The 25,980-nt window shown below is 61.0% G+C and carries 29 protein-coding genes and 1 tRNA gene; 21 read left to right on the top strand and 9 right to left on the bottom strand.

The annotated features are described in order from the left end of the window. Positions 1–44: 44 nt before the first annotated feature. Positions 45–815: a sulfite exporter TauE/SafE family protein gene (locus PVW27_RS06995; RefSeq protein ID WP_274556339.1), complete on the top strand. Its 771-nt coding sequence runs from the start codon at positions 45–47 to the stop codon at positions 813–815. A gap of 25 nt (positions 816–840) precedes the next feature. Here PVW27_RS06995 and PVW27_RS06990 read toward each other — a convergent pair whose 3' ends face one another. Then, positions 841–1,215, bottom strand: coding sequence for a helix-turn-helix domain-containing protein (locus PVW27_RS06990; RefSeq protein WP_274556337.1), 375 nt, complete (start codon positions 1,213–1,215; stop codon positions 841–843). Between the two features lie 238 nt (positions 1,216–1,453). Here PVW27_RS06990 and PVW27_RS06985 point away from each other — a divergent pair, with 238 nt between their 5' ends. Both PVW27_RS06985 and PVW27_RS06980 read left to right on the top strand, forming a co-directional pair. Beyond that, complete coding sequence (locus PVW27_RS06985) at positions 1,454–2,341, top strand: helix-turn-helix domain-containing protein (RefSeq protein ID WP_274556336.1); 888 nt, start codon at positions 1,454–1,456, stop codon at positions 2,339–2,341. Positions 2,342–2,578: 237 nt separating this feature from the next. Next, a complete protein-coding gene (locus tag PVW27_RS06980) occupies positions 2,579–3,118 on the top strand; it encodes a hypothetical protein (protein ID WP_274556334.1) in 540 nt (179 codons plus the stop codon). A 69-nt stretch (positions 3,119–3,187) separates the two neighbouring features. On the opposite strand, the gene PVW27_RS06975 is transcribed toward PVW27_RS06980, so the two are convergent. Beyond that, on the bottom strand, positions 3,188–4,786 hold the full coding sequence (locus PVW27_RS06975; protein WP_274556333.1) for a phosphoenolpyruvate carboxykinase: 1,599 nt from the start codon (positions 4,784–4,786) through the stop codon (positions 3,188–3,190). Between the two features lie 371 nt (positions 4,787–5,157). On the opposite strand from PVW27_RS06975, the gene PVW27_RS06970 reads away from it, so the two are divergent. Genes PVW27_RS06970 through PVW27_RS06940 form a run of 7 tightly spaced genes read left to right on the top strand, consistent with a single transcriptional unit; the run spans position 5,158 to position 10,613 of the window. Beyond that, positions 5,158–5,859 carry a response regulator transcription factor gene (locus tag PVW27_RS06970; protein WP_274556332.1) on the top strand — a complete coding sequence of 234 codons (702 nt, stop codon included), beginning with the start codon at positions 5,158–5,160 and terminating at the stop codon, positions 5,857–5,859. Then, positions 5,859–7,562, top strand: coding sequence for a sensor histidine kinase (locus PVW27_RS06965; RefSeq protein ID WP_274556330.1), 1,704 nt, complete (start codon positions 5,859–5,861; stop codon positions 7,560–7,562). The genes PVW27_RS06970 and PVW27_RS06965 overlap by 1 nt, the downstream gene beginning before the upstream one ends. Positions 7,563–7,611: 49 nt before the next feature. Further along, positions 7,612–8,034, top strand: a complete 423-nt coding sequence (locus PVW27_RS06960) for an HPr kinase/phosphorylase (protein WP_274556328.1) — start codon at positions 7,612–7,614, stop codon at positions 8,032–8,034. Positions 8,035–8,053: 19 nt separating this feature from the next. Beyond that, a complete protein-coding gene (gene rapZ, locus PVW27_RS06955) occupies positions 8,054–9,001 on the top strand; it encodes an RNase adapter RapZ (protein ID WP_432762044.1) in 948 nt (315 codons plus the stop codon). A 12-nt stretch (positions 9,002–9,013) separates the two neighbouring features. Continuing rightward, complete coding sequence (locus tag PVW27_RS06950) at positions 9,014–9,406, top strand: PTS sugar transporter subunit IIA (RefSeq protein WP_274556326.1); 393 nt, start codon at positions 9,014–9,016, stop codon at positions 9,404–9,406. A gap of 8 nt (positions 9,407–9,414) precedes the next feature. Then, positions 9,415–9,693: an HPr family phosphocarrier protein gene (locus tag PVW27_RS06945; protein ID WP_274556324.1), complete on the top strand. Its 279-nt coding sequence runs from the start codon at positions 9,415–9,417 to the stop codon at positions 9,691–9,693. Positions 9,694–9,737: 44 nt separating this feature from the next. Next, positions 9,738–10,613, top strand: coding sequence for a lysophospholipid acyltransferase family protein (locus tag PVW27_RS06940; protein WP_274556448.1), 876 nt, complete (start codon positions 9,738–9,740; stop codon positions 10,611–10,613). 81 nt (positions 10,614–10,694) lie between these two features. Here the strand turns inward: PVW27_RS06940 and PVW27_RS06935 are convergent, their stop codons facing one another. Further along, positions 10,695–11,570 (bottom strand): 3-hydroxybutyryl-CoA dehydrogenase, encoded by an 876-nt coding sequence (locus tag PVW27_RS06935; RefSeq protein WP_274556322.1) that lies wholly within the window; start codon positions 11,568–11,570, stop codon positions 10,695–10,697. Positions 11,571–11,753: 183 nt separating this feature from the next. Between PVW27_RS06935 and PVW27_RS06930 the strand changes: the two genes are divergently transcribed. Continuing rightward, complete coding sequence (locus tag PVW27_RS06930; RefSeq protein ID WP_274556320.1) at positions 11,754–12,617, top strand: DUF6473 family protein; 864 nt, start codon at positions 11,754–11,756, stop codon at positions 12,615–12,617. Between the two features lie 61 nt (positions 12,618–12,678). On the opposite strand, the gene PVW27_RS06925 is transcribed toward PVW27_RS06930, so the two are convergent. From PVW27_RS06925 to PVW27_RS06900, 6 genes are all read right to left on the bottom strand, one after another. Then, positions 12,679–13,605, bottom strand: a complete 927-nt coding sequence (locus tag PVW27_RS06925) for an electron transfer flavoprotein subunit alpha/FixB family protein (protein WP_274556318.1) — start codon at positions 13,603–13,605, stop codon at positions 12,679–12,681. After that, positions 13,605–14,363 (bottom strand): electron transfer flavoprotein subunit beta/FixA family protein, encoded by a 759-nt coding sequence (locus PVW27_RS06920; protein ID WP_274556316.1) that lies wholly within the window; start codon positions 14,361–14,363, stop codon positions 13,605–13,607. Before PVW27_RS06920 ends, PVW27_RS06925 begins: the two co-directional genes overlap by 1 nt. 170 nt (positions 14,364–14,533) lie before the next feature. Next, a complete protein-coding gene (locus PVW27_RS06915; protein WP_274556314.1) occupies positions 14,534–15,106 on the bottom strand; it encodes a cob(I)yrinic acid a,c-diamide adenosyltransferase in 573 nt (190 codons plus the stop codon). A 3-nt stretch (positions 15,107–15,109) separates the two neighbouring features. Beyond that, positions 15,110–15,313: a twin transmembrane helix small protein gene (locus PVW27_RS06910; RefSeq protein WP_274556312.1), complete on the bottom strand. Its 204-nt coding sequence runs from the start codon at positions 15,311–15,313 to the stop codon at positions 15,110–15,112. 87 nt (positions 15,314–15,400) lie between these two features. Then, complete coding sequence (locus tag PVW27_RS06905) at positions 15,401–16,234, bottom strand: SDR family NAD(P)-dependent oxidoreductase (RefSeq protein ID WP_274556309.1); 834 nt, start codon at positions 16,232–16,234, stop codon at positions 15,401–15,403. Between the two features lie 53 nt (positions 16,235–16,287). Then, positions 16,288–17,100 carry an SH3 domain-containing protein gene (locus PVW27_RS06900; RefSeq protein WP_274556307.1) on the bottom strand — a complete coding sequence of 271 codons (813 nt, stop codon included), beginning with the start codon at positions 17,098–17,100 and terminating at the stop codon, positions 16,288–16,290. Between PVW27_RS06900 and PVW27_RS06895 the strand changes: the two genes are divergently transcribed. The 10 genes from PVW27_RS06895 to rplJ all read left to right on the top strand — a co-directional run bounded on the left by PVW27_RS06895 (position 17,099) and on the right by rplJ (position 25,931). Further along, positions 17,099–19,423: a DNA topoisomerase IV subunit A gene (locus PVW27_RS06895; protein ID WP_274556306.1), complete on the top strand. Its 2,325-nt coding sequence runs from the start codon at positions 17,099–17,101 to the stop codon at positions 19,421–19,423. The genes PVW27_RS06900 and PVW27_RS06895 overlap by 2 nt on opposite strands. Positions 19,424–19,542: 119 nt before the next feature. Continuing rightward, positions 19,543–20,265, top strand: coding sequence for a hypothetical protein (locus PVW27_RS06890; protein WP_274556304.1), 723 nt, complete (start codon positions 19,543–19,545; stop codon positions 20,263–20,265). 126 nt (positions 20,266–20,391) lie between these two features. Continuing rightward, a complete protein-coding gene (gene tuf / locus PVW27_RS06885) occupies positions 20,392–21,567 on the top strand; it encodes an elongation factor Tu (RefSeq protein ID WP_274556276.1) in 1,176 nt (391 codons plus the stop codon). A 127-nt stretch (positions 21,568–21,694) separates the two neighbouring features. Then, positions 21,695–21,770: transfer RNA gene (locus PVW27_RS06880), tRNA-Trp, on the top strand. A 97-nt stretch (positions 21,771–21,867) separates the two neighbouring features. Continuing rightward, positions 21,868–22,065: a preprotein translocase subunit SecE gene (secE, locus tag PVW27_RS06875; RefSeq protein ID WP_230802454.1), complete on the top strand. Its 198-nt coding sequence runs from the start codon at positions 21,868–21,870 to the stop codon at positions 22,063–22,065. Positions 22,066–22,257: 192 nt separating this feature from the next. Next, positions 22,258–22,791 (top strand): transcription termination/antitermination protein NusG, encoded by a 534-nt coding sequence (nusG, locus tag PVW27_RS06870; RefSeq protein ID WP_274556298.1) that lies wholly within the window; start codon positions 22,258–22,260, stop codon positions 22,789–22,791. 104 nt (positions 22,792–22,895) lie between these two features. Next, a complete protein-coding gene (gene rplK, locus PVW27_RS06865; protein ID WP_274556296.1) occupies positions 22,896–23,321 on the top strand; it encodes a 50S ribosomal protein L11 in 426 nt (141 codons plus the stop codon). 1 nt (position 23,322) lies between these two features. Then, entirely contained in the window at positions 23,323–24,021 is a 699-nt protein-coding gene (rplA, locus tag PVW27_RS06860; RefSeq protein WP_274556294.1) for a 50S ribosomal protein L1, read from the top strand. Between the two features lie 99 nt (positions 24,022–24,120). After that, positions 24,121–25,113, top strand: coding sequence for a LicD family protein (locus PVW27_RS06855; RefSeq protein ID WP_274556292.1), 993 nt, complete (start codon positions 24,121–24,123; stop codon positions 25,111–25,113). 302 nt (positions 25,114–25,415) lie between these two features. Next, positions 25,416–25,931: a 50S ribosomal protein L10 gene (rplJ, locus tag PVW27_RS06850; protein ID WP_274556290.1), complete on the top strand. Its 516-nt coding sequence runs from the start codon at positions 25,416–25,418 to the stop codon at positions 25,929–25,931. The last annotated feature ends 49 nt before the right edge of the window (positions 25,932–25,980 follow it).

Below are 25,980 nucleotides of genomic sequence, written 5' to 3'. Positions count from 1 at the left end.
GCTGCGGCACTAGCGGCCGCCTGCCGAAGTGGTAAGAGGGGCGCATGAGCACAATCCTGACCCTGATGACCCCCGAAATCCTTGGCTTTGCCCTGCTCGTGGCGCTCTTGGCGGGGATCGTCAAGGGCATCGTCGGCTTTGCCATGCCGATGATCATGATATCGTTGCTTGGCTCTTTTGTCGCACCGGATATGGCGCTGGCCGGGCTGATCCTGCCGACATTGGTGACGAACGGGATGCAGGCCCTGCGTCAGGGGTGGCGGGAGGCGTGGGATTCGATCAAACGGTTTCGCCTGTTCATGGCGATTGGCCTGGTGGCGATGTTGGCAAGCGCGCAACTGGTGCGCGTGCTGCCGCAAGAGACCTTGCTTCTGATGATCGGTGTGCCGGTCGTTCTGTTCTGCGCGGTCCAGCTTGTGGGGTGGCAATTGCGGCTGCCTGCGCGCGGCCGCGGCTGGATCGAAGGCGGGATTGGCGGTTTTGCAGGCTTCATTGGCGGGTTTTCGGGAGTGTGGGGGCCGCCGACCGTGATGTATCTGACGGCGCTTGAAACACCCAAGACCGAGCAGATGCGGGTGCAGGGTGTGATCTATGGGCTTGGCGCGGTGGCTTTGTTCGGGGCGCATGTCGGTTCGGGCGTTATGCGGGCCGAAACGCTCCCGTTTTCCTTGGCGATGATCGTACCTGCGATGCTGGGGACGTGGATCGGGTTCCAGATCCAGGATCGCATCGACCAGCGCGCCTTTCGCAAGGCGACGCTGGCCGTTCTTCTGATCGCGGGTTTGAACCTGATGCGGCGCGGATTGACCGGCTAGGCCGGACCTGATCCGCGATCCTGTTTCAGGCCGCTGTTCCGTGGGGCTCGGCGGTCTGGCTGTTGGCGATTTCCGTGATGAAGCTGCGGATCTGGCCGCGCAGACGATCATCCTTTATTCGTGTCAACATTGAGGCAATTTTTGTGGCCTCTTCGTCCAGAAGTTGCGGTGCGGAATCACCGGCTTCGAGTCCGTCGAAGAAGTATGACGGCGCGACTTTCAGGATATGGGACAGTTCAAAAAGCTTGCTGGCCGAAATCCGGTTCCGACCAAGCTCGTATTTCTGAACCTGTTGGAACGAAATGTTCAGGCCGTCGGCCACATCGGTCTGCGTCATCCCACGCAGGATACGCAATTGCTTCAAACGCTGGCCGACATGGATATCTACCGGGTGCGACATGTCTTTCTCTCACACATTTCTACTATGAAGAGAATGGCGCAACGGCCGAATCAATCAACTTGTTAGATTTTTACCGATTAAGCCCATGAATGTGGAAAAATTTGACATATATTTGACGTCGATGTATGATATTTTTACCAAAATGGTATGATAAATATACTATTATGGGTAACATAGGGGCGCCGGGCTCAAGGTCTGCAACCGTCGCAAGCAATGGTCCTGAGGGCGGGGTGGGTGGATGAAGCAGCAGAGTAACCAATCGCTTCTTTTCGAGATGCTGCGTTCGTTCGTGACCTTGGCGGATACACTCAATGTCTCGCGGGCGGTGCAGGACCTGGGTGTCACACGACAGACACTTCGCCGTCACATTGAAATTCTTGAAGAATGTCGCGGAAAGCCGCTGTTCACTGTCGAGGATCGGCAATATCGCCTGACCGAGCACGGCGCACAGGCCGTGCAGGAGGCGCGCAACCTGCTGGAGCGTGGGCGCGCATGGCTGGAATCCGAGGTGGGGCACCGCGTCGGGTTGTTTCACTTCTCGTTGTCGCGCGAGGATGGGTATTATTACCATCTGCAACAACATCCCATATCAAGGGTCTGGACCCATGAAGGTCATGTGATGAAGCAGGCGATCCAGGCTTGGGCGTTGTCTGAAGGGCAGATCGAACACAAGGCGTTTCAGGTCGTGCGGCCTCATGCGCTGGTGTTCCGCTTTCTGGATGATCACTGGCTGTGCGCCGAGGTGGGCGAGGATTCGGATTTCGCGCGCTGGTATGGCTGGAGCTGGGCGCGGAGCAGCGTGGGTCGCAAGATAGACGGTCTGCCCGGCGCCGGGCGGTTCAACTTTTCGGCGGCGCAGTCTTATGACGAGTTGCGCGCGACGCAGGGTCTCAGGCTGGACCACATCGCCACGCTGATGCCCCATGGGCCTGACGACCGGATGCGTCCGATCTGTTTTGCGCGTCTCCTGCTGGGCTGCCGGTTTCCCGATGGCAGTTTCGCCATGATGTCGATGGTGGACCGGTCCAGCGAGATCGACATTCCCGGCCTTGATCCCGACATCATCGCGCAGGCGCGCGCAGTCGAGTCGGCCCCGCGGGAGGAAGTTGTGACTCGGCGCGCTTAACCACTGCGCGAAAAACCGCTGATGGTTTACAATCCTGAATGGGCCATAACCCTTCAGGAGCACCCTTTCATGTCGATACATGACGTTTTTTTGCGGTGGCCGCTTCTTTCCGAAGCGGCAAAAATTCTGCACGAGCAGAAGATGATCGTGACCGTAGGTCATGATTTTAACGAGTATAATCGGATCGTCACGCAGGGGAGATCGCATCAGCCGGTCAGTCTGCCGTTTCGGGCGGACATGCATAACCTGTCAAAATTGAACGCTTTTTGGATTTGCGGTCATACCGAGTCAGGTCAGCTGGCCCATACGCAGGCGGTGCGTCTGGTCGAAGTGGGCGAACAGTCGCTGGGAAGTTACCTGCGGCGGTCCTTTCGGCAGTTTCCCCCCTCGGGTGTGCCGTTGGATATGGCGGCGTCGCGCTATCAGGCGGGACCCGGTGCCAAGCGAATCAAGGGACGGCTCTGCTATCATGGCGAGATGTGGCTGGACGAGGATGCCGGGAGTTATCGCGGACGCGGTATGTCCTCGGTGCTGTCGCGGATGGGGTTTGCCATCGCGCTGCGGGATCTGAACCCCGACTTCATCTTTGCCTTCATGGTGCGCTCCGTAGCCTTCAAGGGTCTGGCCGAGAGGGCCGGGTTCATGCACACTGAACCCGCCTCACTGTCTTGGAAGCTGGCGGACAAGGACCGCGCCATTGAGGCGTTCACGGCCTATCTGTCGCGCGACGACCTGCGGTATCTGCTCCGTGTGCGGATCGACGATCTGGTGCACTGACCGCATGCCATGAAAAAACCCCGGCCTGTCAGGGCCGGGGTTGATCAGGGCAGATGATGCAGCGTGGCGTCATCCGATGGCGGCGGCCTTCACGTCATCGTCGATGAAGGGCACGTATTGCGCAAAGTTGTTGGCAAACATCTCAACAAGCTTGGCGGCCTGACGGTCATATGCCTCGGGGTCGTGCCAGGTGCGGCGCGGGTCCAGCAGCACCTCGGCCACGCCTTCAACCGAGACGGGCACATCGAAGCCGAAGTTTTCATCTTTGCGGAACTCGACATCGTTCAGGCTGCCGTCCAGGGCCGCTGTCAGCAGGGCGCGGGTCGCCTTGATCGGCATACGGCTGCCGGTGCCATAGGCGCCCCCGGTCCAGCCTGTGTTCACCAGCCAGCAGGTTGCCCCGTGCTTGGCGATCTTGGCTTGCAGCAGCTTGCCATAGGCTTCGGGGCGGCGCGGCATGAAGGGCGCGCCGAAGCAGGTCGAGAAGGTGGGTTCGGGTTCGGTCACGCCGCGCTCGGTGCCTGCCACCTTGGAGGTGAAACCCGACAGGAAGTGATACATCGCTTGCGCCGGGGTCAGCCGCGCGATGGGAGGCAGAACGCCGAAGGCATCGCAGGTCAGCATGATCACGTTCTTGGGATGGCCGCCCAGAGCGGTTTCGGAGGCGTTCGAGATATAGTCCAGCGGATAGGCGCAGCGCATGTTCGCCGTCAGGCTGTCGTCGTCGAAATCCAGCTCGAAGGTTTCGGGATCGAAGATCATGTTCTCGATCACAGTGCCGAACTTGGTCGTGGTGGCATAGATCTCGGGTTCGGCCTCGGCGCTGAGGTTGATGGTCTTGGCATAGCAGCCACCCTCGAAATTGAAGGTTCCACGGTCCGACCAGCCATGCTCGTCATCGCCGATCAGCGTGCGCGCGGGATCGGCCGACAGCGTGGTCTTGCCGGTGCCGGACAGGCCGAAGAACACTGCGGTATCGACCGGGTTGCCAGTGGCGTGATTGGCCGAGCAGTGCATCGGCATCACGCCTTTTTCCGGCAGCAGGTAGTTCAGCAGGGTGAAGACCGATTTCTTGTTCTCGCCCGCGTATTCGGTGCCGCCGATCAGGATCATCTTGCGGTCGAAGTTCATGGCGATCACGGTTTCCGAGCGGCAGTTGTGGCGCGCGGGGTCGGCCTTGAAGCTGGGGCAGTTGATGACGGTGAAATCGGCCGTGAAGCGATCCAGCGCGGCGCGGTCGGGACGGCGGAGCAGGTGGCGGATGAACAGGCCGTGCCATGCAAGCTCTGTCACCATCCGCACGTTGATCGCCAGTTCGGGATCCGCACCGGCAACAAGGTCCTGCACGTAGTAGTCGCCGCCTTTCATGTGCTCGGTCATGTCGGCATAGAGCGCGTCGAAGCCTTCTGGCGACATGGCGGCATTGTTTTCCCACCAGATGTTGTTCTCAACCGATGCGGTGCGCACGACGTGCTTGTCCTTGGGCGAGCGACCGGTGAACTTGCCGGTGGTCACCAGAAAGGCGCCGCCGTTGCCAAGTGTGCCTTCGCCTTTCTTCAGGGCCGCTTCGATCAATGCGGGCTCCATAAGATTGTAAAAGACATTGCCCAGCCCGCTGATCCCCTGATCTTCAAGCCGGAATTGCGGGTTTACCCGTCCAAATGCCATATTGCCAAGCTCCTGTAGCCGCGCGGTGGGGCGGCGGTCCGTGTTCACCTTGCGCAGCACCCTGCGCCTTTGATCAACCCTGCGGGGGCTGATGCGGTGCCTCTTAACATGACGCTCGGATGAAGGAACAGGAGGGTTTTTCGCAGTTAGCGCAACCAGTCGCAGGTTAGCGCAACCATGGCAAAATTCCCCCGGGACTGTTCATCACCCGGAAACCGTAACTGATGCAAATTAGCCATCGCTTGGGTATTTTACGATCAAATACGACAATGCTGCGGGCTGATTCGCACTTAGGGATTGATTGTAAAGACCAAAAAGAAGATGAATTAAGGAAAAATTCAGGCGTAACGAGCAGAACAAGGAACTTAGCCATGTCGAAAATCGCCCTGGTGGACGATGATCGGAATATTCTGACGTCGGTGGCCATGACTCTCGAAGCAGAGGGTTTCGAGGTCGAGACCTATAATGATGGACAGTCCGCACTGGACGCTTTCAACAAGAAACTGCCCGATATGGCAGTGCTCGACATAAAGATGCCGCGAATGGACGGGATGGACCTGCTCCAGCGGCTGCGGCAAAAAACCTCGATGCCGGTGATTTTCCTGACATCCAAGGACGACGAGATCGACGAGGTGCTTGGCCTGCGGATGGGGGCTGACGACTATGTCAAGAAGCCCTTCTCCCAGCGTCTTCTGGTCGAACGCATCCGCGCGCTGCTGCGCCGTCAGGAAGCGGTGGCCGGCGATATCGTGGGCGACACCGAAGAAACCAAGGTCATGGACCGGGGCAACCTGCGGATGGATCCGCTGCGCCATTCGGTCAGCTGGAAGGGGCGCGACGTTTCGTTGACGGTAACGGAATTCCTGCTGTTGCAGGCGTTGGCGCAGCGGCCCGGTTTCGTGAAAAGCCGCGACCAGCTTATGGACGTGGCCTATGATGATCAGGTCTATGTGGACGACCGGACCATCGACAGCCATATCAAGCGCCTGCGCAAGAAAATGCGGACGGCTGATCCTGAATTCTCGGCGATCGAGACCCTTTACGGTATCGGCTACAGATATAACGAAGAGTGATGGCACTCGCAGAAAGGATAAGCTTGCGCGACGCGACGCCCCGGCGTGACGGTGATGTTGTTCTGGGCGACGATTTCGTCGCCCCGGATACCACTGTCGAGGGGGAATTGCGTCAACGGCGCGAGCGGCGTGGATTGTTCTCACTCAAGAACTCTCCGCTGACCCGCAAGATCATCACGTTCAACCTGGTGGCGCTGAATATCCTCGTCGCCGGGATTCTTCTGATGAATTCCTCACGCGAGCCGTTGGCGGTGCAGCGTCTCAACAGCCTGGTGGCCGAAGCCGAACTGATCGCAAGTGTGTTCGAGGCGCAGGCCGGGACGGATCTGTCGCAAGGTGGCGGACCGCAAGTGACCGGCACGCTGGAGCGGCTTGATCTGCGCGACGGTCTGGAGATTTTCGTATTCGATGCGTCCGGCAAAATGGTCGGCACCGGGAAGGGGCGCGGTATCCTTCAGATCGGCGAGGCGGCTCCGGATGAGCCGACGGTAATCGTCGATTTTCTGTCATGGCTGTGGTCCGGCGTTGCACGGTTGATCCCGTTCGAGTCGAAGGAGGCCGCCCTCAAGCATGAACAGCAGGCCCGTGAACAGGTGCGCAACGCGCTGGACACCGGCACGACCTATCGCACCGCGCAGGATCCCACAGGTGCCACGACCTTTACCGTCGCCAGCCCCATCATGCGGGAAGGCCAACCGGCGGGTGCAGTGGCGCTTGTCAGCGCGGGCGGGGAGATCGATCTGCTTGTGCGGGGCGAGCGCGAGCGTGTGTTGCAGATGTTCCTGATCGCGACGCTTGTGTCGATCGGCTTGAGTATCGTTCTGGCCTCGACCATCGCCAACCCGATTTCCGACCTTGCTGCCGCGGCCGAAATCGGACGCGACCGTGATCGCCGCAAGGCGGCCAACGGGCGCATCCGCATCCCCGACATGACGGCCCGCCCGGACGAGATCGGACGTCTTTCGGGGGCGCTGCGGGGCATGGTGTCGGCGCTTTATGACCGTATCGACGGAAACGAACAGTTCGCCGCCGATGTGGCGCATGAGATCAAGAACCCTCTGGCGTCGCTGCGCTCTGCCGTCGGCACGCTGCGGGTGGCCAAACGTGACGACCAGCGCGAAAAACTGCTGGAAGTGATCGAACATGACGTGCGTCGTCTGGATCGTCTGGTGTCGGATATTTCGAACGCTTCGCGGCTGGACAGCGAACTGGTCAAGGAAGAGCAGGAACCCTTCGATCTGCTGAAGATGCTGGGCAATCTGGGCGAATACCTTGGTCAAGAGGCGCGCGGACAGGGGATTGATTTCATCACCGACCTGCCGGAGCAGCCGATCATCATCCACGGGCTTGAGGCGCGGCTGGCGCAGGTTTTCGTGAACCTGATCACCAATGCCATCAGCTTATGCGAAGATGGCGATGCGATCCGGGTCTGGGCACGCCAGCGCGAAAACCGTGTGCTGATCGTCGTTGAGGATACAGGGCCGGGCATCCCGGACGAGGCGCTGACCAAGGTGTTCAAGCGCTTCTATTCGGAACGGCCAGCGGGACAATTCGGTAACAACTCCGGTCTGGGTCTGGCGATTTCCAAACAGATCGTCGAGGCGCATGATGGCGTGATCTGGGCCGAGAATATCCGTCCCACGGATGCGGACCCGACCTCGGAACCGCTGGGCGCGCGCTTTGTCGTGGGCCTGCCCGTCTGAGATGTCCGGCAGCCAGCAGGCAACGTCAGGGCAGGACGGCGGTCACGCAATGGTGCTGCATGCCAGTTGCGTAGCGATAGAGGATCGCGCCGTGCTGATCCTCGGCGCGTCCGGGCGCGGGAAGTCCGGTCTTGCGCTGCAACTCATGAGCCTTGGTGCCCGCCTTGTGGCGGATGATCGGACTTGCCTTGACCTGCGGCAGGGTCCAAAGGGCCAATGCCTGATCGCCGATGCGCCGGATGCCCTGCGCGGTCTGATCGAGGCGCGCGGTGTGGGCATCCTCAAGGCCGAAGCCACGGGCCCCGTTCCGGTCGCCCTGGCCGTCGATCTGGAGCGGTCCGAGGACAGCCGATTGCCTCCAAGTCGCAGCCTCGATCTGCTGGGCGTGTCGGTACCGTTGGTTCACATGGTCGATAGCCCGGCTTTTCCTGCCGCGATCCTGCAATATCTTAGGCATGGACGCAGCGCATGACGAGATGGGGCAGGCAGGGATGAACGGCTCGGACATCCACGAGCAGAGACAGGACCGCCCTCCCGGCGGGCAGCGCATGGTGCTGGTGACCGGGCCGTCAGGTGCGGGGCGCTCGACAGCCATCAACGCGCTCGAGGATCTGGGATTCGAGGCGATCGACAACCTGCCGCTGTCAATGCTGCCGCGCCTGCTGGATGGCCCGCCCTTACCGCGGCCACTGGCTTTGGGGCTGGATGTGCGGAACCGCGACTTTTCGACCAATGCCCTGATCGAGACGATCGACCGGTTGGGCCAGATGCCGGGGCTGGACCCGGAACTGCTGTATCTGGACAGTCGCAGCGAGGTGCTGGAGCGGCGCTATTCCGAAACCCGCCGCCGCCATCCCATGGCCCCTGCGGAAAGCCCCGATATCGGTATCGCGCGCGAGATCGACTTGCTGGTGCCGATCCGGGCGCGGGCGGATATCGTGATCGACACCTCTGACCTGACACCGCATGAGCTGCGCGCCGAGATCGAGCGGATGTTCGCAGGCTCTGCCGGGCGGCACCTCTCGGTCACCATCAACTCGTTTTCCTACAAGCGGGGGATGCCGCGGGGCATGGACATGGTTCTGGACTGCCGGTTCCTGCGCAATCCTTACTGGGATGAAACCCTGCGCGCGCGGGATGGGCGTGACCCGGCCGTGGCGGCGCATATCGCTGCGGACCCGCGCGAGGCGCCTTTCTTCGACAAGGTGCTGGATCTGACCCGGATGCTGCTTCCGGCCTATCGCGATGAGGGCAAGTCCCATTTCGCCATCGGTTTCGGCTGCACCGGCGGGCAACACAGGTCGGTTGCCATGACAGAAAAGCTGGCCTTGACCCTTGCTAAGGACGGCTGGCAGGTGTCAATAAGACATCGCGAACTGGAGCGTCATGATGCCTCTTTGGCAGGTGGTCGGCCTGGGGCCGGCGCAACGCGAAACTGAAGGAAGGCATCCGTGATCGGGATCGTGATCGTTGCACATGGTGGTCTTGCCCGGGAGTATCTGGCGGCGGTGGAGCATGTTGTGGGCCAGCAGAAGGGGATTCTCGCGATCTCGATCGAGGCTGACCATGACCGCGCCCAGAAGCAGCAGGAAATCATGGAAGCCGCCGACGCCGTGGATACGGGCAGCGGTGTCGTCGTTGTAACCGACATGTTCGGCGGCTCTCCCAGCAACCTCTCGCTGAGGGCCTGCGCGCCCGAGGATCGCCGCATTCTTTACGGGGCCAATCTGCCCATGCTGATCAAGCTGGCGAAAAGTCGCCACCTGCCCATCGGCGATGCCGTGCGCAACGCGCTGGAGGCGGGGCGCAAGTACATTGACAGCCAGAACATAACCACAGACTAAGAGCCCCCATGTCGGATACAGTTCACCGCAGCCTCAGGATCGTCAACGAGAAGGGCCTCCATGCCCGTGCCTCGGCCAAACTGGTCGAAGTTGTCGAGGGGTTTGATGCCCGCGCCGAAGTCAGCCGCGAGGGGCAGAGCGCCTCGGGTGACAGTATCATGGGGCTTTTGATGTTGGCAGCATCCAAAGGAACCACTATTGAGGTGCAGACCAGCGGCCCGGATGCCAAGGCTCTTGCCGATGCGCTCGAGGCCCTGGTGGCGGATCGGTTCGGCGAGGGCATGTAGCCCGACGACGGGCCAAGACATACGGTGACATCGAGGTGGTCGATATTCGGGAACACAGCACTGCGCCGGACCATGACGGGTCGGTCGAACCACATCAGACGGTCTATGACAGGCGCAGCCTGACCTATTCGAATACGTTCGACAGTCCTCTGCATGGTCTGATCATCCGCGCGATGGAATGGATGACAGGCAAGCTGAGTATCATCCGGCGCGTGCGGGAATTCGAACGGCGCGGCGCACCAACCGGGCAGGCTTTCTGGCCCGCCACGATGGATGTGATGGGCATCGACCTGCTGACCCCTGAGGAACAGTTGGCGCGGATCCCGGCCGAGGGGCCGGTTGTTTTCGTGGCCAACCATCCGCATGGTCTGGTGGATGGCATGATCCTGGCGGATCTGATCGGCCGGGTCCGCAATGATTACCGGATCCTGACACGCTCGCTGTTGACCGGCATCGACGAGAGTGCGGCCAGCTACATGATCCCGGTGCCCTTTCCGCACGAGCCCGATGCGCAGCGCAAGATGATCGAGATGCGCAATGCCGCAATGGACCATCTGGCCGCGGGTGGTTTGATCGCCCTGTTCCCCTCTGGCGTGGTGGCCACGTCCAAGACGATGTTCGGTCCGGCAATCGAGGCGGAGTGGAACGTGTTCACCGCCAAGATGATCCGCCGTTCGGGCGCGACGGTCGTGCCGTGTTACTTTCCGGGGTCGAATTCGCGCTGGTATCAGATCGCGAACCGCATTTCGCCGGTGCTGCGGCAGGGATTGCTGCTGCATGAGGTGGTGCATGCATTCGACAAGCCGCAAGCGCCTGTCATCGGCCATCCCATCTCGCCCGAGGAAGCGGACGATCGGGGCCGCGATCCGCGCGCCTTCATGGCATGGCTGCGCGAACATACGCTGTCGCTCAAGGACTGAGGCGGCAGCTGTCTTCCCCCCGCGTGAACACCGGTCAACGCTGTCCCACTGAGAGAATTTCAGCCAGGAAGAGGTTCGCGCTCAGCGCGTCGGAACCGGCACGTCGCCCCGATAGTCGTAGAAACCGCGCTGGGTCTTGCGCCCCAGCCATCCGGCCTCGACATATTTGGTCAAAAGCGGGCAGGGGCGATACTTCGTATCGGCCAGCCCGTCATGCAGCACGTTCATGATGGCAAGGCAGGTGTCCAGCCCGATGAAATCGGCCAGTTCCAACGGCCCCATCGGATGGTTGGCCCCGAGTTTCATCGACTCGTCGATGGATTTGACCGATCCCACGCCCTCGTAAAGCGTATAGACCGCCTCGTTGATCATCGGCATCAGGATGCGGTTGACGATGAAGGCGGGAAAATCCTCGGCCGAGGCGGCTGTCTTGCCCAGTTTCTCCACCACCTTGAGGCAGGCGGCATAGGTCGGCTCGTCTGTCGCGATGCCGCGGATCAGTTCCACAAGCTGCATGACCGGGACGGGGTTCATGAAATGGAACCCCATGAAACGTTCGGGTCTGTCGGTGCGGCTGGCCAGTCGCGTGATCGAGATCGAGGATGTATTCGAGGTCAGGATCGTATGCGGTGCCAGATGCGGCAGCAGTTCGTCAAAGATCTTCTGCTTGATGGTTTCACGCTCTGTCGCGGCTTCGATGATCAGATCGCAGGGGCCAAGATCGGTCAGTGTCTGCGTTGTCCTGATGCGCGCCATTGCGGCATCCTTGTCTTCCTGGCTGACCTTGCCACGGCTGACCTGACGGTCAAGGTTGCGCGAGATCAGGGCCACGGCGGCCTCCAGCGCGTCCTGGCTGATATCGGTCATCAGCACGTCATATCCGGCCAAGGCCATCACATGGGCAATGCCATTGCCCATCTGCCCTGCGCCAACGATGCCGATGCTTTGAATATCCATGCGCGACCTGCTTTTCCCGTGTCCCTGTTCGGCACGACAATAGGCCGGGGCGGCGGCCTCCTGCAAGGGCAGAGCCGCCGGGCCGGATCGTTAAAACTTGTGGCGCTTTCGACGTTTAGGGAAATCGCAAGATCTCTGGGTGATTCTGCTTTTGGGTGAGTGAATTTTCTGTGGGTGGGTGAAATGACCTATGTGACCAATGGCCGTTCCGGCCTTGACTATCTGCCATGCCGATACGGGCGATCCCGTCTGCAGTTCCGCGGGCCGAAGCGGCGCCTTGTGGGGGAGTATGCGCTGTTCATCGGCGGAACCGAAACCTATGGGCGTTTCGTGGAGAAGCCCTATCCCGTGCTGATCGAACAGGCGACCGGGGCACGGTGTATCAATTTCGGCCTGCAGAATGCCGGTGTTGACGCCTTTCTGAACGACCCCACCGTCATGGATGCGGCACAAAAGGCGCGTGTGACTGTAGTGCAGGTGATGGGGGCGCAGAACATGTCCAACCGCTTCTACAGCGTTCATCCGCGCCGCAATGACCGCTTTCTGCATGCCTCAGCGATGATGAAGCAACTGGTGCGCGATGTGGATTTCGTCGAATTCTCGTTCAACAGGCATATGCTGTCGGCGGTCAGGGGCCTGTCTCAGGAACGGTTTCAGATCATCCGCGCCGAGTTGCAGGAGGCTTGGCTGGGCCGGATGCGACATCTGCTGAAGGGGATCGGGGGGCGGACGATCCTGCTGTGGTTCGCAGGCCACACACCGGATGATGCATCCAAGGGCAAGTCTGTGCAGGGTGGCGCGGATGGGCTGGGTGACGATCCATTGTTCATCGACCGCGCCATGATCGAGGCGTTGCGCCCGCTTGTCACCAGCGTGGTCGAGGTCAACCTCAGCAGCGATGCCCTTTCGCGCGGGACCGAAGGGATGGTGTTCGATGCCATGCAGGCACCCATCGCCGCCGGTATGTTGGGGCCGCTGGCACATCAGGAGGCCGCGGCGGCCCTTGTGCCGGATCTGGTGCGGCTGATGGGCAAACGACATGACTGACCCGTCAAGGACAAGGCCCGCCACATAGGGCGGGCCTTGCATACTCAGACACCTTCTCGGATCAGATCTTTTCGATCAGTTCCGGCACGGCGGTGAAGAGGTCCGCGACAAGGCCATAATCGGCGACCTGGAAGATCGGGGCTTCTTCGTCCTTGTTGATGGCGACGATGATCTTGCTGTCCTTCATGCCGGCCAGGTGCTGGATCGCGCCCGAGATGCCGACAGCGACATAAAGATCCGGCGCCACGACCTTGCCTGTCTGGCCAACCTGCCAGTCGTTCGGCGCATAGCCCGAGTCCACAGCCGCGCGGGATGCGCCGACGGCGGCACCCAGCTTGTCGGCCAGCTTCTCGATCAGGGCGAAGTCGGCTTCCGAGCCGACACCACGCCCACCGGACACGACCACGCCTGCACTGGTCAGTTCGGGACGGTCGGAGGCGGCGACCTTGTCTTCGACCCATTCGGACAGGCCGGGATTGTCGCCCGTGGCGATGGCTTCCACCGGGGCAGAGCCGCCCATCGGGGCCAGATCGAAGGTCGAGGTGCGGATCGTCATCACCTTGACGCTGTCAGTGGATTTGACCGTCTGGATCGCGTTGCCCGCATAGATCGGACGCTCGAACGTGTCCGCGTCAACCACGCCCACGACGTCGGACAGGATCATCACGTCCAGCAGGGCCGCCACGCGCGGCATGATGTTTTTCGCGTCCGTTGTCGAGGGGGCCACGATATGCGAGTAGCCCGAGGCGAGGCTGACGATCAGGGCGGCGACGGGTTCGGCCAGACGGTGGCCATAGAGCGCATCCTCGGCGACCAGAACCTTGGAGACGCCTTCGATATTGGCCGCCTCATCCGCGGCACCCTTGGCCGACGCGCCGGTGCAGAGCACGGTCACATCGCCCAGTTGCTTGGCGGCAGTCACGGCCTTGGCGGTGGCGTCCAGCGCCAGCGTGCCATCGGTTACTTCACCAATCAGAAGAACAGCCATTATACAGCCCCCACTTCCTTGAGTTTCGCCACAAGCTCGTCGACCGAGCCTACCTTGATGCCTGCCGCGCGCGCTGCGGGTTCCGTGGTCTTGACCACGGTCAGGCGCGGGGTGACATCGACGCCGTAATCGGCAGCGGTCTTTTCATCGAGCTGCTTTTTCTTGGCCTTCATGATGTTGGGCAGCGACGCATAGCGCGGCTCGTTCAGGCGCAGGTCGGCGGTCACGATTGTGGGCAGTTTCACCTTGATCGTTTGCAGACCGCCATCCACTTCGCGGGTGACCAGCGCGTGATCGCCCTGGATATCCAGATGCGAGGCGAAGGCCGCCTGCGACCAGCCCAGCAGGGCCGACAGCATCTGGCCGGTGGCGTTCATGTCATTGTCGATGGCCTGCTTGCCCGCGATCACCAGACCGGGGGCTTCCTCGGCTATGACGGCTTTCAGGATCTTGGCCACGGCCAGCGGTTCGATGTCGTTGTGAACATCATCCGAGGCGACGACCAGAATGGCGCGGTCGGCGCCCATAGCGAGTGCGGTGCGCAGGGTTTCCTGCGCTTGCTTGACGCCGATGGAAACCACCACGACCTCTTCGGCCTTGCCCGCTTCCTTCAACCGGATCGCCTCTTCCACCGCGATCTCGTCGAACGGGTTCATGGACATTTTGACATTGGCGAGATCGACACCGCTTCCGTCCGCCTTGACGCGAACTTTCACGTTGTAGTCGATCACACGTTTGACAGGCACAAGTACCTTCATTGGCGTGGTCTCCCTTGGATTGCGGGAAGGCGCGAGGCGACTCCCCAGATAACACTCCGGGCGTTGATATAATCTTGCGCGGCCTTGAAACAGGGCAAAATCGTCACGTCATGGTCTTTAGACGCCGCGTTTCTTCGATCAGATGTCCCACGATGGGACTTAAGAGGAAATTAACGGTTGGCCCCCGGCACCCACAGCACATCAGCGCGGCCATCGTCATTGGCGACGCGCGCGGCCACAAAAAACCAGTCGGACAGGCGGTTGAGGTATTTGACCGCGTTCGGGTTCACGTTCTCCATCGTGGCCAGTTCCACGGTCTCGCGCTCGGCGCGGCGGCTGACGGTGCGGCAGAGGTGCAGATAGGCCGCCAGCGCCGATCCGCCGGGCAGGATGAAGCTGCGCAGCGGTTCCAGCCGGGCATTCATGGTGTCGATTTCGGATTCAAGCCGGTCCACCTGGGATTTGACCATCCGCAGGGGCGGGTATTCGGCATCGGCGTCACGTTCCATGTCGGGGCGGCACAGGTCCGCGCCCAGATCGAACAGGTCGTTCTGGATCCGGGCCAGCGCCGCGTCCAGTTCGGGCTCAGCGTGCAGGCGGGCCATGCCGACGGTGGCGTTGGCCTCGTCCACGGTGCCATAGGCGGTGACACGCATCGAGTGCTTGGCGACGCGCGCGCCATTGCCCAGAGCGGTTTCGCCGTCGTCGCCGGTTTTGGTGTAGATCTTGTTCAGAACGATCATCGGTTACCCCTGTCTGCGAATCCATACGAAGAGAAGAATCAGGATCACGGCGACCAATTGGGCCCCGATCCGCCAGCGCATGATCCGGTTGCCATGCTTGCGGTTGAATTCGCCGCCCTTGGCAAAGCCGCCGATGCCGACCATCAGAATGGCCAACACGCCCAGACAGGCAGCAACGACGACGTAAAACAGTGGATCGTCCCTCATGACTTCAGTCCTTCTTCCTTTATTCGCCCCATGTAGGGGGCGCGCGGTAAAAAGCGAACCGGAAATTCCGCACAGACCAGCGACAGATCAGCCCTTGGTCAGAACCCAGTCCAGCGCGCGTGTGGGCAGGATACGCCGCAAGGTGGCCATCGCATAGGTGGGCGTCGTCACGAAATAGCGCGCCTTGGGTTTCGGGGACTCCAAGGCGCTGATCAGTTTGGCGGTCACGGCTGCGGCGGGCAGTTCGAACCTGTCCTTTTTGGCCTTTGGTTCATAGAGCCGTTTGAGCAGTGTGTTGCGGTATTGATCGGCGCGCGGGCTGTTCTGCCAGTCGATCCAGCGTTCGAAATGCGGAATGGAATTGGCGCGGATGCGGCTGGCGATGGGGCCGGGTTCGATCAGGATCACGTCGATGCCGGTGCCGCGCATCTCGATCCTGAGGGTGTCGCTGAGGGCTTCGACGGCGTATTTTGTGGCGTTGTAGGCGGATCGCCACGGGGCCACGACCAACCCCAGCACCGAGGAACAATTGACGATCCGGCCATGGCCCTGCGCACGCATCACCGGAATGACCAGCCGTGTGAGATCGTGCCAGCCGAAGACATTGACCTCGAATATCTGGGCCAGTGCCTCGCGCGGCAGATCTTCGGCGGCACCGGGGCAGGCATAGGCGCCATTGTTGAAGAGCGCATCCAGCGTGCCGCCCGTCCGGTCCAGCACATGATCCAGCGCGGCGCGGATCGAGGCAGGGTCGGCATAATCGAGTTGCACCGACTCCAGCCCTTCGGCGGTGAGGCGGTCGACATCCGCCTGTTGGCGACAGGCGGCAAAGACGCGCCAGCCATGCGCCTTGAGCCCGTGGGCGGCGTCATAGCCGATGCCGGAAGAGCAACCGGTGATCAGGATGGATTTCGCGTTCATGCGGCCTTCATGGCCTGTGATGACGGGCCGCGCAATACCGGCTTTCGCCGCGGTCACCCCTCGTCGTCAGAAACCGGCTTGGCCGAGACCAGTGTGGAGTGGACCCAGCCGACCTTGCTGTTCTCGATCACGCGCAGACGCAGCCAGCCATTCTCGAAGGTTTCCAGAACTTCGACATCGGTGTCGCGGATGACTCGGGCAAAAACTGCATACCCTGTGCCGGGGCCTGTCCTCATGTTGACGCTGGTGCCTGTGATGTGTCTGAGGTCGCGCAGATCCTGCTGGGCGGTGGGCGCATTTTCGGGCGAGACCGGCGCCATTCCGGCGGCTTGGGCAAAGGCGGCGGGCTGGGCCAGACTGAGACTGGCAAGCCGCTTGTCCTGATATGGGGTCTGCACGGTTTCGACCGGTTCTGACCGCTGCGAGAGGACGCGAACCGGCTGCTGGAGAATGTTCTTGCCGGGCAGCATCTCGGTCAGGTCGATCGCGTTGCGCGTCACCTCGTCAGTGTTTTCCACTTTTGGGGCGACACTGGCGACGACGTTCGGAGAAAGGGCGGCCAGTTTCCGTTCGGCCTCGGCCTTGAGGGCTGCGGCCTGCCGCGAGTCTTCGCGCGGCTGGTAGTCGGCACCCCCGCTGATCGTGTAGAACGACCATCCCAGAAATGCAAAAGTCATGATGATAAAGCGCCACATATCGCGCACCCCCAAATGCCACTGCTTAAAATATTGGTCAAAAATTGAACCGGCAGGTCTGTGATTATACGCGATTCGCAGGGTGGATGCTGATGAAACTTTCAAAAACAAATGAAAGCCATGCGCTGCTCGCTTTACCCCGCCGCGGGCTGCGTCTATCACCAAGCGCATGAGTGACCTGATTGACGATCCCATCCCGAACCCTTCCGAGGTATCGGAACCGCTGCGCCGCGCCATTGGCGAGCGCTATCTGACCTATGCCTTGTCCACGATCATGCACCGGGCCTTGCCCGATGCGCGGGACGGGTTGAAGCCGGTTCATCGCCGTATCCTTTATGCGATGCGCGAGTTGCGGTTGAGCAGCACGGGTGGTTTCCGCAAGTCGGCCAAGATCTCGGGCGATGTGATGGGGAACTATCACCCGCATGGCGATGCCGCGATCTATGATGCGATGGCGCGTCTGGCGCAGGATTTCAACGTCCGCTATCCGCTGGTGGACGGGCAGGGGAACTTTGGCAATATCGACGGGGATAACCCCGCCGCCGCGCGATACACCGAAGCGCGCATGACCGCCGCCGCCGAGGCTCTGATGGAGGGGCTGGCCGAGAATGCCGTCGATTTCCGGCCCAACTATGACGGCACGTTGGAAGAACCTGTGGTGTTTCCTGCGGCCTTTCCGAACCTTCTGGCCAATGGATCGTCGGGGATCGCGGTCGGCATGGCGACGAACATTCCGCCGCATAATATCGAGGAATTGATCGGGGCCTGTCTGCACCTGATCAAGTCGCCCGATGCGCGGGACGAGACATTGCTGCAATACGTGCCCGGTCCCGATTTTCCTACGGGCGGCGTGATCGTCGAGCCGCGTGAGAATATCGCCGAAGCCTATCGCACCGGGCGCGGGGCATTCCGGCTGCGCTGCAAGTGGGAGGTCGAGGATCTGGGGCGCGGCCAGTGGCAGATCGTGATCACGGAAATCCCCTATCAGGTGCAGAAATCCAAGCTGATCGAAAAGATCGCGGAACTGATCCAGACCAAGAAGATCCCCATTCTGGGCGATGTGCGGGATGAATCCGCCGATGATGTGCGGCTGGTGCTGGAGCCGCGCGCGCGCACCGTTGATGCGAATGTGCTGATGGGGATGATGTTCCGCAACTCGGACCTTGAGGTGCGGTTCAGCTTGAACATGAACGTGTTGATCGACGGGCTGACACCCAAGGTCTGCTCGCTCAAGGAAGTGTTGCGCGCGTTTCTGGATCACCGGCGCGAGGTCTTGCAGCGGCGGTCGCAGCACCGGCTGGAGAAGATCGACCACAGGCTTGAGGTGCTGGAAGGGTTCATCATTGCCTTTCTGAATCTGGACCGGGTGATCGACATCATCCGGTATGACGATGATCCCAAGCGGGCGCTGATGTATGAGGATTGGGGCAGTCCGCACGCACGGGCTGTGTCCGAGAAGGATTATGTCTCGCCCTTGCTGGCGCGTGTGATTGGGGATGATGAAGAGCCGTCGCTGACCGAAGTGCAGGCCGAGGCGATCCTGAACATGCGTCTGCGGTCGCTCAGGCGGTTGGAGGAGATGGAGCTGATCCGCGAGCGTGATGCGCTCATGGAGGAACGCGCCACTCTGGAGGATCTGCTGGAGAGCGAGAAGCTGCAATGGGCGGCAATCTCGGATCAGCTGCGCGAGGTGCGCAAGCAGTTTGGGGCCTCCAGCCCCGGCGGGGCGCGGCGGACTCAGTTCGCGGAGGCGGGCGTGATCGAGGATGTGCCACTGGAGGCGATGATCGAGCGCGAGCCGCTGACGGTGATCTGCTCGCAGATGGGCTGGATCCGCGCGATGTCGGGGCATATCGACCTGACCCGCGAGATCAAGTTCAAGGATGGGGACGGGCCGCGTTTCGCGTTCCATGCCGAGACGACCGACAAGTTGCTGGTCTTTGCGTCGAACGGGCGTTTCTATACGGTCGGCGCGATGAACCTGCCCGGCGGGCGCGGTATGGGCGAACCGCTGCGCCTGATGGTCGATCTGCCGAACGAGGCGCAGATCGTGGACATCCTGATCCACAAGCCGGGGCGCAAGCTTCTGGTCGCGTCCTCGGCCGGTGATGGGTTTGTCGTGCCCGAGGATGAGGTCGTGGCACAGACCCGCACGGGTAAACAAGTGTTGAACCTTTCCGGGGATGCCCGCGCGCTGGTCTGCCGCCCCGTTGTGGGGGATCATGTGGCCTGCGTGGGTGAAAACCGGAAGGTTCTGGTATTCCCGCTGGACGAATTGCCCGAAATGGGCCGGGGCAAGGGTGTGCGCCTGCAGAAGTTCAAGGATGGCGGGTTGTCGGATGCGATCACTTTCGTGCTGGCCGACGGGCTGACATGGCGCGATCCGGCAGGGCGCACGCGGACGGAAGGCGATCTGGACGAATGGCTGGCCAAGCGGGCCACAGCAGGCCGCATGGCGCCGCGCGGCTTTCCGCGGGACAACAAGTTCACCTGATGGTTTGACCGACCCGGCGCTGGCAAAGGGGCCACGCCGGGGACAGAAGTGACGACAGTCGCGTTGCACCGGGCGGTGCCCTGCGCTATGCCCAAGGCAAAGGTTCGAAGGACATTCGCATGCATCGTCTCATCGCCCTGCTGGCTTCGGTCGTTCTTCTGGCTGCCTGCACCAATCCCAATGACCTTGACGAGGCGCCGGCCGATCTGGGCGATTTCCGGCTGGGGCATAATGTCGTGGTCGCGTCCAAGATGACCCGCGGGCCTGTGTCGCGCGAAGCGTCAGAGGAAGAGTGGAAAGAGGCGCTGACGGGGGCCATTGACGAGCGGTTCGGGCGGTATGAGGGCGACAAGCTTTATCATCTTGGAGTCAGCGTCGAAGGTTACGTCTTGGCGCAGCCGGGCATCCCGATCGTCGCGTCGCCCAATTCGGTGCTGATCCTGCTGGTGACGGTTTGGGATGATGCGGCGGGGGGCAAGCTGAACACGCCGCCTGAGCAGATCACGATCATGGAGACGATTTCGGGCAACACGATCCTCGGCTCGGGTCTGACCCAATCGAAAGAGGTGCAGATGCGCAACCTCAGCCGCAATGCCGCAAAACAGATCGAGAATTTCATGGTGCGGCGCCGTGCGTCTGAGGGATGGTTCGGCGAGGCCCCCGGTCCGCAGGTCACCTTGTCCGACGCCGAGGATGATGATGCGGCAGAGGCTACGAGCGCCACGCCGGAAACCCGTGGCACCGCAAATGCCGCATCGCCCGAGACGTCTTCTGTCAGGATTGCCCCGCCCGCAGGCGCTATCCTTGTGGAGCCTGAAGTCGCGCCTTTCCCCGAGACCTGATCCGGGGCTGCGCCCTTTCCAAGAGACGCTTGATTTTCCCCGTCCAAGTCAATAAACGGCGCGCGGAGACAGAAACGGGTTTGTCCGAGCACTGGGCGACCCCCGAACCAGAAGGCGCTGCGCAGGATGGGCAAGGCAAAGTTTGAACGTAACAAACCGCACGTTAACATCGGCACGATTGGTCACGTTGACCACGGCAAGACGACGCTGACGGCTGCGATCACGAAGTATTTCGGCGAATTCCGCGCGTATGACCAGATTGACGGCGCGCCGGAAGAGAAGGCACGCGGGATCACGATCTCGACCGCGCATGTGGAATACGAGACCGAGACCCGTCACTATGCGCATGTCGACTGCCCCGGCCACGCTGACTATGTGAAGAACATGATCACGGGTGCGGCGCAGATGGACGGCGCGATCCTGGTTGTGAACGCGGCTGACGGCCCGATGCCGCAGACGCGCGAGCACATTCTGCTGGGTCGCCAGGTGGGTATTCCCTACATGGTGGTCTACATGAACAAGGTTGACCAGGTGGATGACGAGGAGCTGCTGGAGCTGGTGGAGATGGAGATCCGCGAGCTTCTGACCTCCTATGAGTATCCGGGCGACGACATTCCGATCATCAAGGGCTCTGCGCTGCATGCGATGAACGGCACGCAGCCTGAGATCGGCGAGAACTCGATCCGCGCGCTGATGGAAGCTGTGGACACCTATATCCCGACGCCGGCGCGCGCCGTGGACAAGCCGTTCCTGATGCCGATCGAAGACGTGTTCTCGATCTCGGGTCGTGGTACGGTTGTGACCGGCCGTGTGGAGCGTGGCGTGATCAACGTTGGCGACGAAATCGAGATCGTGGGTATCCGCGACACGAAGAAGTCGGTCTGCACTGGCGTCGAGATGTTCCGCAAGCTGCTGGACCGCGGTGAGGCCGGCGACAACATCGGGGCGCTGCTGCGCGGTATCGACCGTGAGGGCGTGGAGCGTGGTCAGGTTCTGTGCAAGCCGGGTTCGGTGATGCCGCACACGCAGTTCGAGGCGGAAGCCTATATCCTGACGAAGGAAGAGGGTGGCCGTCACACGCCGTTCTTTGCGAACTACCGTCCGCAGTTCTACTTCCGCACGACCGACGTGACCGGGACCGTGACGCTGCCCGAGGGCACCGAGATGGTGATGCCGGGCGACAACCTGAAGTTCACCGTTGAACTGATCGCGCCGATCGCGATGGAAGACGGCCTGCGCTTCGCCATCCGTGAAGGCGGCCGCACCGTCGGCGCGGGTGTCGTGTCGAAAATTCTGAAGTAATAGATCTTAGGATCGTTGCATGTGACGCGCGGGGGGCAACCCTCGCGCGTTTTGCATTTCCGGGTGGGGCAGGGCAAAATCACCCTTGATCTTGGGGGCTGTGCATCGTATCGGATGCACCGGCCTTAGGGGTATAGCTCAGCTGGTAGAGCGACGGTCTCCAAAACCGTAGGTCGCGGGTTCGAACCCTGCTGCCCCTGCCATCTTCCTTTCCAGCGACGATCCGACCCGCGCCGGGCCTTGAATTCGTCAGGCGACCCGCGTATGTGATCCGCTGATCCTGACAGAAAAGATGCATCCATGGCACGCACCAACCCGATCCAGTATATTCAGCAGGTCCGCTCGGAAGTTTCCAAAGTGGTCTGGCCGACCCGCCGCGAGGTTTTGCTGACGACCGTGATGGTTTTCATTCTGGCGGCCCTGACGGCGCTTTTCTTTTCGCTGGTGGACCTGACGATCCAGTTCGGTCTGCGCAGCGTTCTGGGGATGTTCGGCTGATCCAATACGGATCAAAAACGCCGCTTGCCCTTGAATCCGGACAGTTTCCTTTGTAGAGGGCAGACCTGATCCGGAAATGGCGTGCGGCGATTCGAGTTGCACGCCTATTTTTGTTTTCGGGCCGGGGCGATCAAGCCTTTGGACTATAAGGAAAATGCCGGCAGATGCCGGAAGTTGAGGACTGGAACAGCGATGGCGAAGCGGTGGTATTCGGTGAGTGTTCTGTCGAACTTCGAGAAGAAGATCGCCGAACAGATCAGAACAGCCGTCATCGAGAACGGTCTTGAGGATCAGATCGAAGAGGTTCTGGTCCCCACGGAAGAAGTGATCGAAGTGCGTCGCGGCAAGAAGGTGACGACCGAGCGTCGCTTCATGCCGGGTTACGTGCTGGTCCGGATGGAGATGTCCGACAAGGGCTATCACCTGATCAACTCGATCAACCGCGTCACCGGGTTTCTGGGTCCGCAGGGCCGCCCGATGCCGATGCGCGATGCCGAGGTGCAGGCGATCCTGGGCCGGGTGCAGGAGGGCGAGGAAAGCCCGCGCACCCTGATCCACTTCGAGATCGGCGAGAAGGTCAAGGTCAACGACGGTCCCTTCGAGGATTTCGATGGCATGATCGAGGAAATCGACGAAGCGAACCAGCGCCTGAAGGTGGCTGTTTCGATCTTTGGCCGGGAAACCCCGGTCGAACTGGAATTCACGCAGGTCTCCAAGCAGATCTGAGTGTGCACACGTGGGAGGCGCGGCGGTCGCGACCGCCAGACCGGACCACGCCACGAAGTGCCGGCTGACGCGTCAGCCCGGCGTTGGACAAAAGGAGAGGCCATATGGCCAAGAAACTGATCGGCAAGCTCAAGCTTCAGGTGAAAGCCGGGCAAGCCAACCCCTCCCCGCCCGTCGGCCCGGCTCTGGGTCAGCGCGGCATCAATATCATGGAATTCTGCAAGGCGTTCAACGCCAAGACCGCAGATATGGAGCCCGGCGCGCCGACTCCGGTCGTGATTTCCTATTATCAGGACAAGTCCTTCACCATGGACATCAAGACGCCGCCCGCGTCTTATTACCTGAAGAAAGCCGCCAAGCTGCAGTCCGGGTCCAAGACTCCCGGCCGCGCCACCGCAGGCAGCGTGACCGTCGCACAGGTGAAAGAGATCGCCGAAGCGAAGATGGTCGATCTGAACGCCAACGACATCGAAGGCGCAATGCAGATCATCCTGGGCTCCGCCCGCTCTATGGGCATTGAGGTGAAGTAAGATGGCGAAGTTTGGAAAACGTACCCGCGCCGCTCGCGAAGCCGTTGCCGGCAAGGAAAACCTGAGCGTTGAAGAAGCCGTCGCGCTGATCAAGGCGAATGCCTCGGCCAAGTTCGACGAAACCGTCGAAATCGCGATGAACCTTGGCGTTGACCCGCGTCACGCGGATCAGATGGTCCGTGGTGTTGTCGGCCTGCCCAACGGCACCGGCAAGGACGTGCGCGTCGCTGTCTTCGCCCGCGGTGCCAAGGCTGATGAAGCCACTGCAGCCGGTGCCGATATCGTTGGCGCCGAGGATCTGATGGAAACCATTCTGTCCGGCAAGATCGAGTTCGATCGCTGCATCGCTACCCCCGACATGATGCCGGTCGTCGGTCGTCTGGGCAAGGTGCTGGGTCCGCGCAACCTGATGCCGAACCCCAAAGTCGGCACTGTGACGATGGATGTCGCCACCGCCGTGCAAGCTGCCAAGGGCGGTGAAGTGCAGTTCAAGGTCGAGAAGGCCGGTGTTGTGCATGCAGGCGTCGGCAAAGTGTCCTTTGACGAGGCCAAGCTGGTCGAGAACATCCGCGCCTTCGTCGGTGCCGTGTCCCGTGCCAAGCCTGCGGGTGCCAAGGGTGCCTATCTGCGCAAGGTCTCGTTGTCGTCGACGATGGGCCCGGGCGTGTCTGTTGATCTGGCTTCGGCCAACGCAGAGTGATCTGACGCTGCAAAGCGACCAGGTGGAACGCCGGCCCTTGGGCCGGCGTTTTTCATTGTGACCGCAAGAAACCTGTTTTCCCCTTGCCGTCATTCTCCTATGCTTTTGCAGCACAGAACATTTCCGGTGTTTATTTTTCGAGAGTGGCGCATGCAGCAACCTGTTGTCGTTCCGGTATTGGAACGGACGTTCCGCGATGACCTTTCAGATCAAGAGCGACGCATCTGCGAGATAAGAGCGATTGCGCTGTATGCCCTGCTGTTTGAGGAGAAGGGGTTTGATGCCTTCCGCTATTTCGCGGAACTCAAGCAACTGACCAGTGCGCGGATGCGCGGCGAATGGCTGGAGGCGCGGATCGCGACCTGCGTCGCGGGCCGCATTCGCCCGGCTATTGTCGTTCGCACAATGAAGCTGCTGCGCAGCTATCGGGAGAGCAGCAATGCCTTGCACCTCTTCAACGCTTTTGAAAGGCTGCTCAAAACCGCCCTGAAAGATGATCGGTTGTCCAACCACGGTTACAATCAAAAGAATTTTGGCGAAATGGACCACAACCCGATCTGGAACCGCGTCAGCGAACATATCGGTTTTCTGACGCGGCAGGGCTATCAGGTCTTTCTCAACTCGGGCACGTTGCTGGGCGTGGTGCGGGATGGTCGATTGATCGATCATGATGACGACATTGATCTTGCGATCATTCTGCGAGCAGAGTCAGCAGAGGCGGCGGTTCAGGAATGGACCGAACTTCGCGCGTTCTTGAAAGAGGAGGGGCATCTGGACGAGGAGCAGATGGACAGCAATGCCATCCTCAAACTGACGGGTGCGGATGGCGTTGCATTCGACTTGTTCCCGGCATGGTTCGAGGGGGATGCATTTTTTGTCTATCCGCATTCCTATGGCGATCTGACGCGGCAGGATGTTCTGCCGCTGACGCCCTGCGCGCATTCCGGGCATATGATTCCGGCAGATCCGGCAAGGATGCTGGCCAATAACTACGGAAGCGGTTGGCAGTCACCCGATCCATATTTCAAGTTTCCGTGGAACGCCGCGCGCCGCAAGTTCAAGGTGTTTCTGGCTGGTGTTGATGGCTTGTGACGGTGTGAATTGTCGCGTTTGCGTGAAAGTGCGAACGGGGGCTTCACATTTCTTGCACAAGAGACTAGACAACCCCTCGTTAGGTCGCCCGACCCTGTCGTGGCGGCCTTCCGATTCGTCCGAGAAGGTGGGTGGCCTAGCCATAAATCCTGCCTGAGACGGGATAAGACCAGATTTCTTCGGGCGTTCGACTGCGCTCCCGAGGCTAGCTTGGCCAGACCCGTAAGGACCCGAATGCCGGGCACCTTTTGTCCGGCGTAGACGAGCCGGAGGGTCTTCCCTCCCAAATTTGGAGTGAAACTGTGGATAGAGCACAAAAAGAGAAAGTGGTCGAGGAACTCGGCCAGATCTTTGAAAGCTCTGGCGTTGTGGTCGTTGCCCATTACGCAGGTCTCACGGTTGCCGAGATGCAGGACCTGCGTGCGCGCATGCGCAAAAATGGTGGGTCTGTCCGCGTCGCCAAGAACAAGCTCGCCAAGATCGCCCTTGAGGGGAAGCCTTGCGAAAGCATCGCCAATCTTCTGACGGGCATGACCGTACTGACCTATTCCGAGGACCCCGTGGCAGCAGCCAAGGTGGCCGAGGACTTTGCCAAGGACAACAAGAAGTTCGAAATCCTTGGCGGGGCTATGGGCAGCACGGCTCTGGACCGGGCCGGTGTCGAAGCTGTGTCGAAAATGCCGTCGCGTGAGGAGCTTATCGCTTCGATCGTGGGTTGCATTGCGGCACCTGCTGCGAACATCGCCGGTGCGATTGGCGCGCCTGCTTCGAATATCGCGTCCATCCTGTCCACGATCGAGGACAAGGCGGCCGCGTGAGCAACCTTTGATTTGCGTGTGGAACACCCCGCACGTTGGAACACATCTT

Origin of the sequence: Seohaeicola sp. 4SK31 (genome assembly GCF_028802875.1) — a bacterium.
GTDB lineage: Bacteria > Pseudomonadota > Alphaproteobacteria > Rhodobacterales > Rhodobacteraceae > Seohaeicola.
Note: the sequence above shows the minus strand (reverse complement) of the source record. Positions and strands in the feature narration are given on the sequence as shown.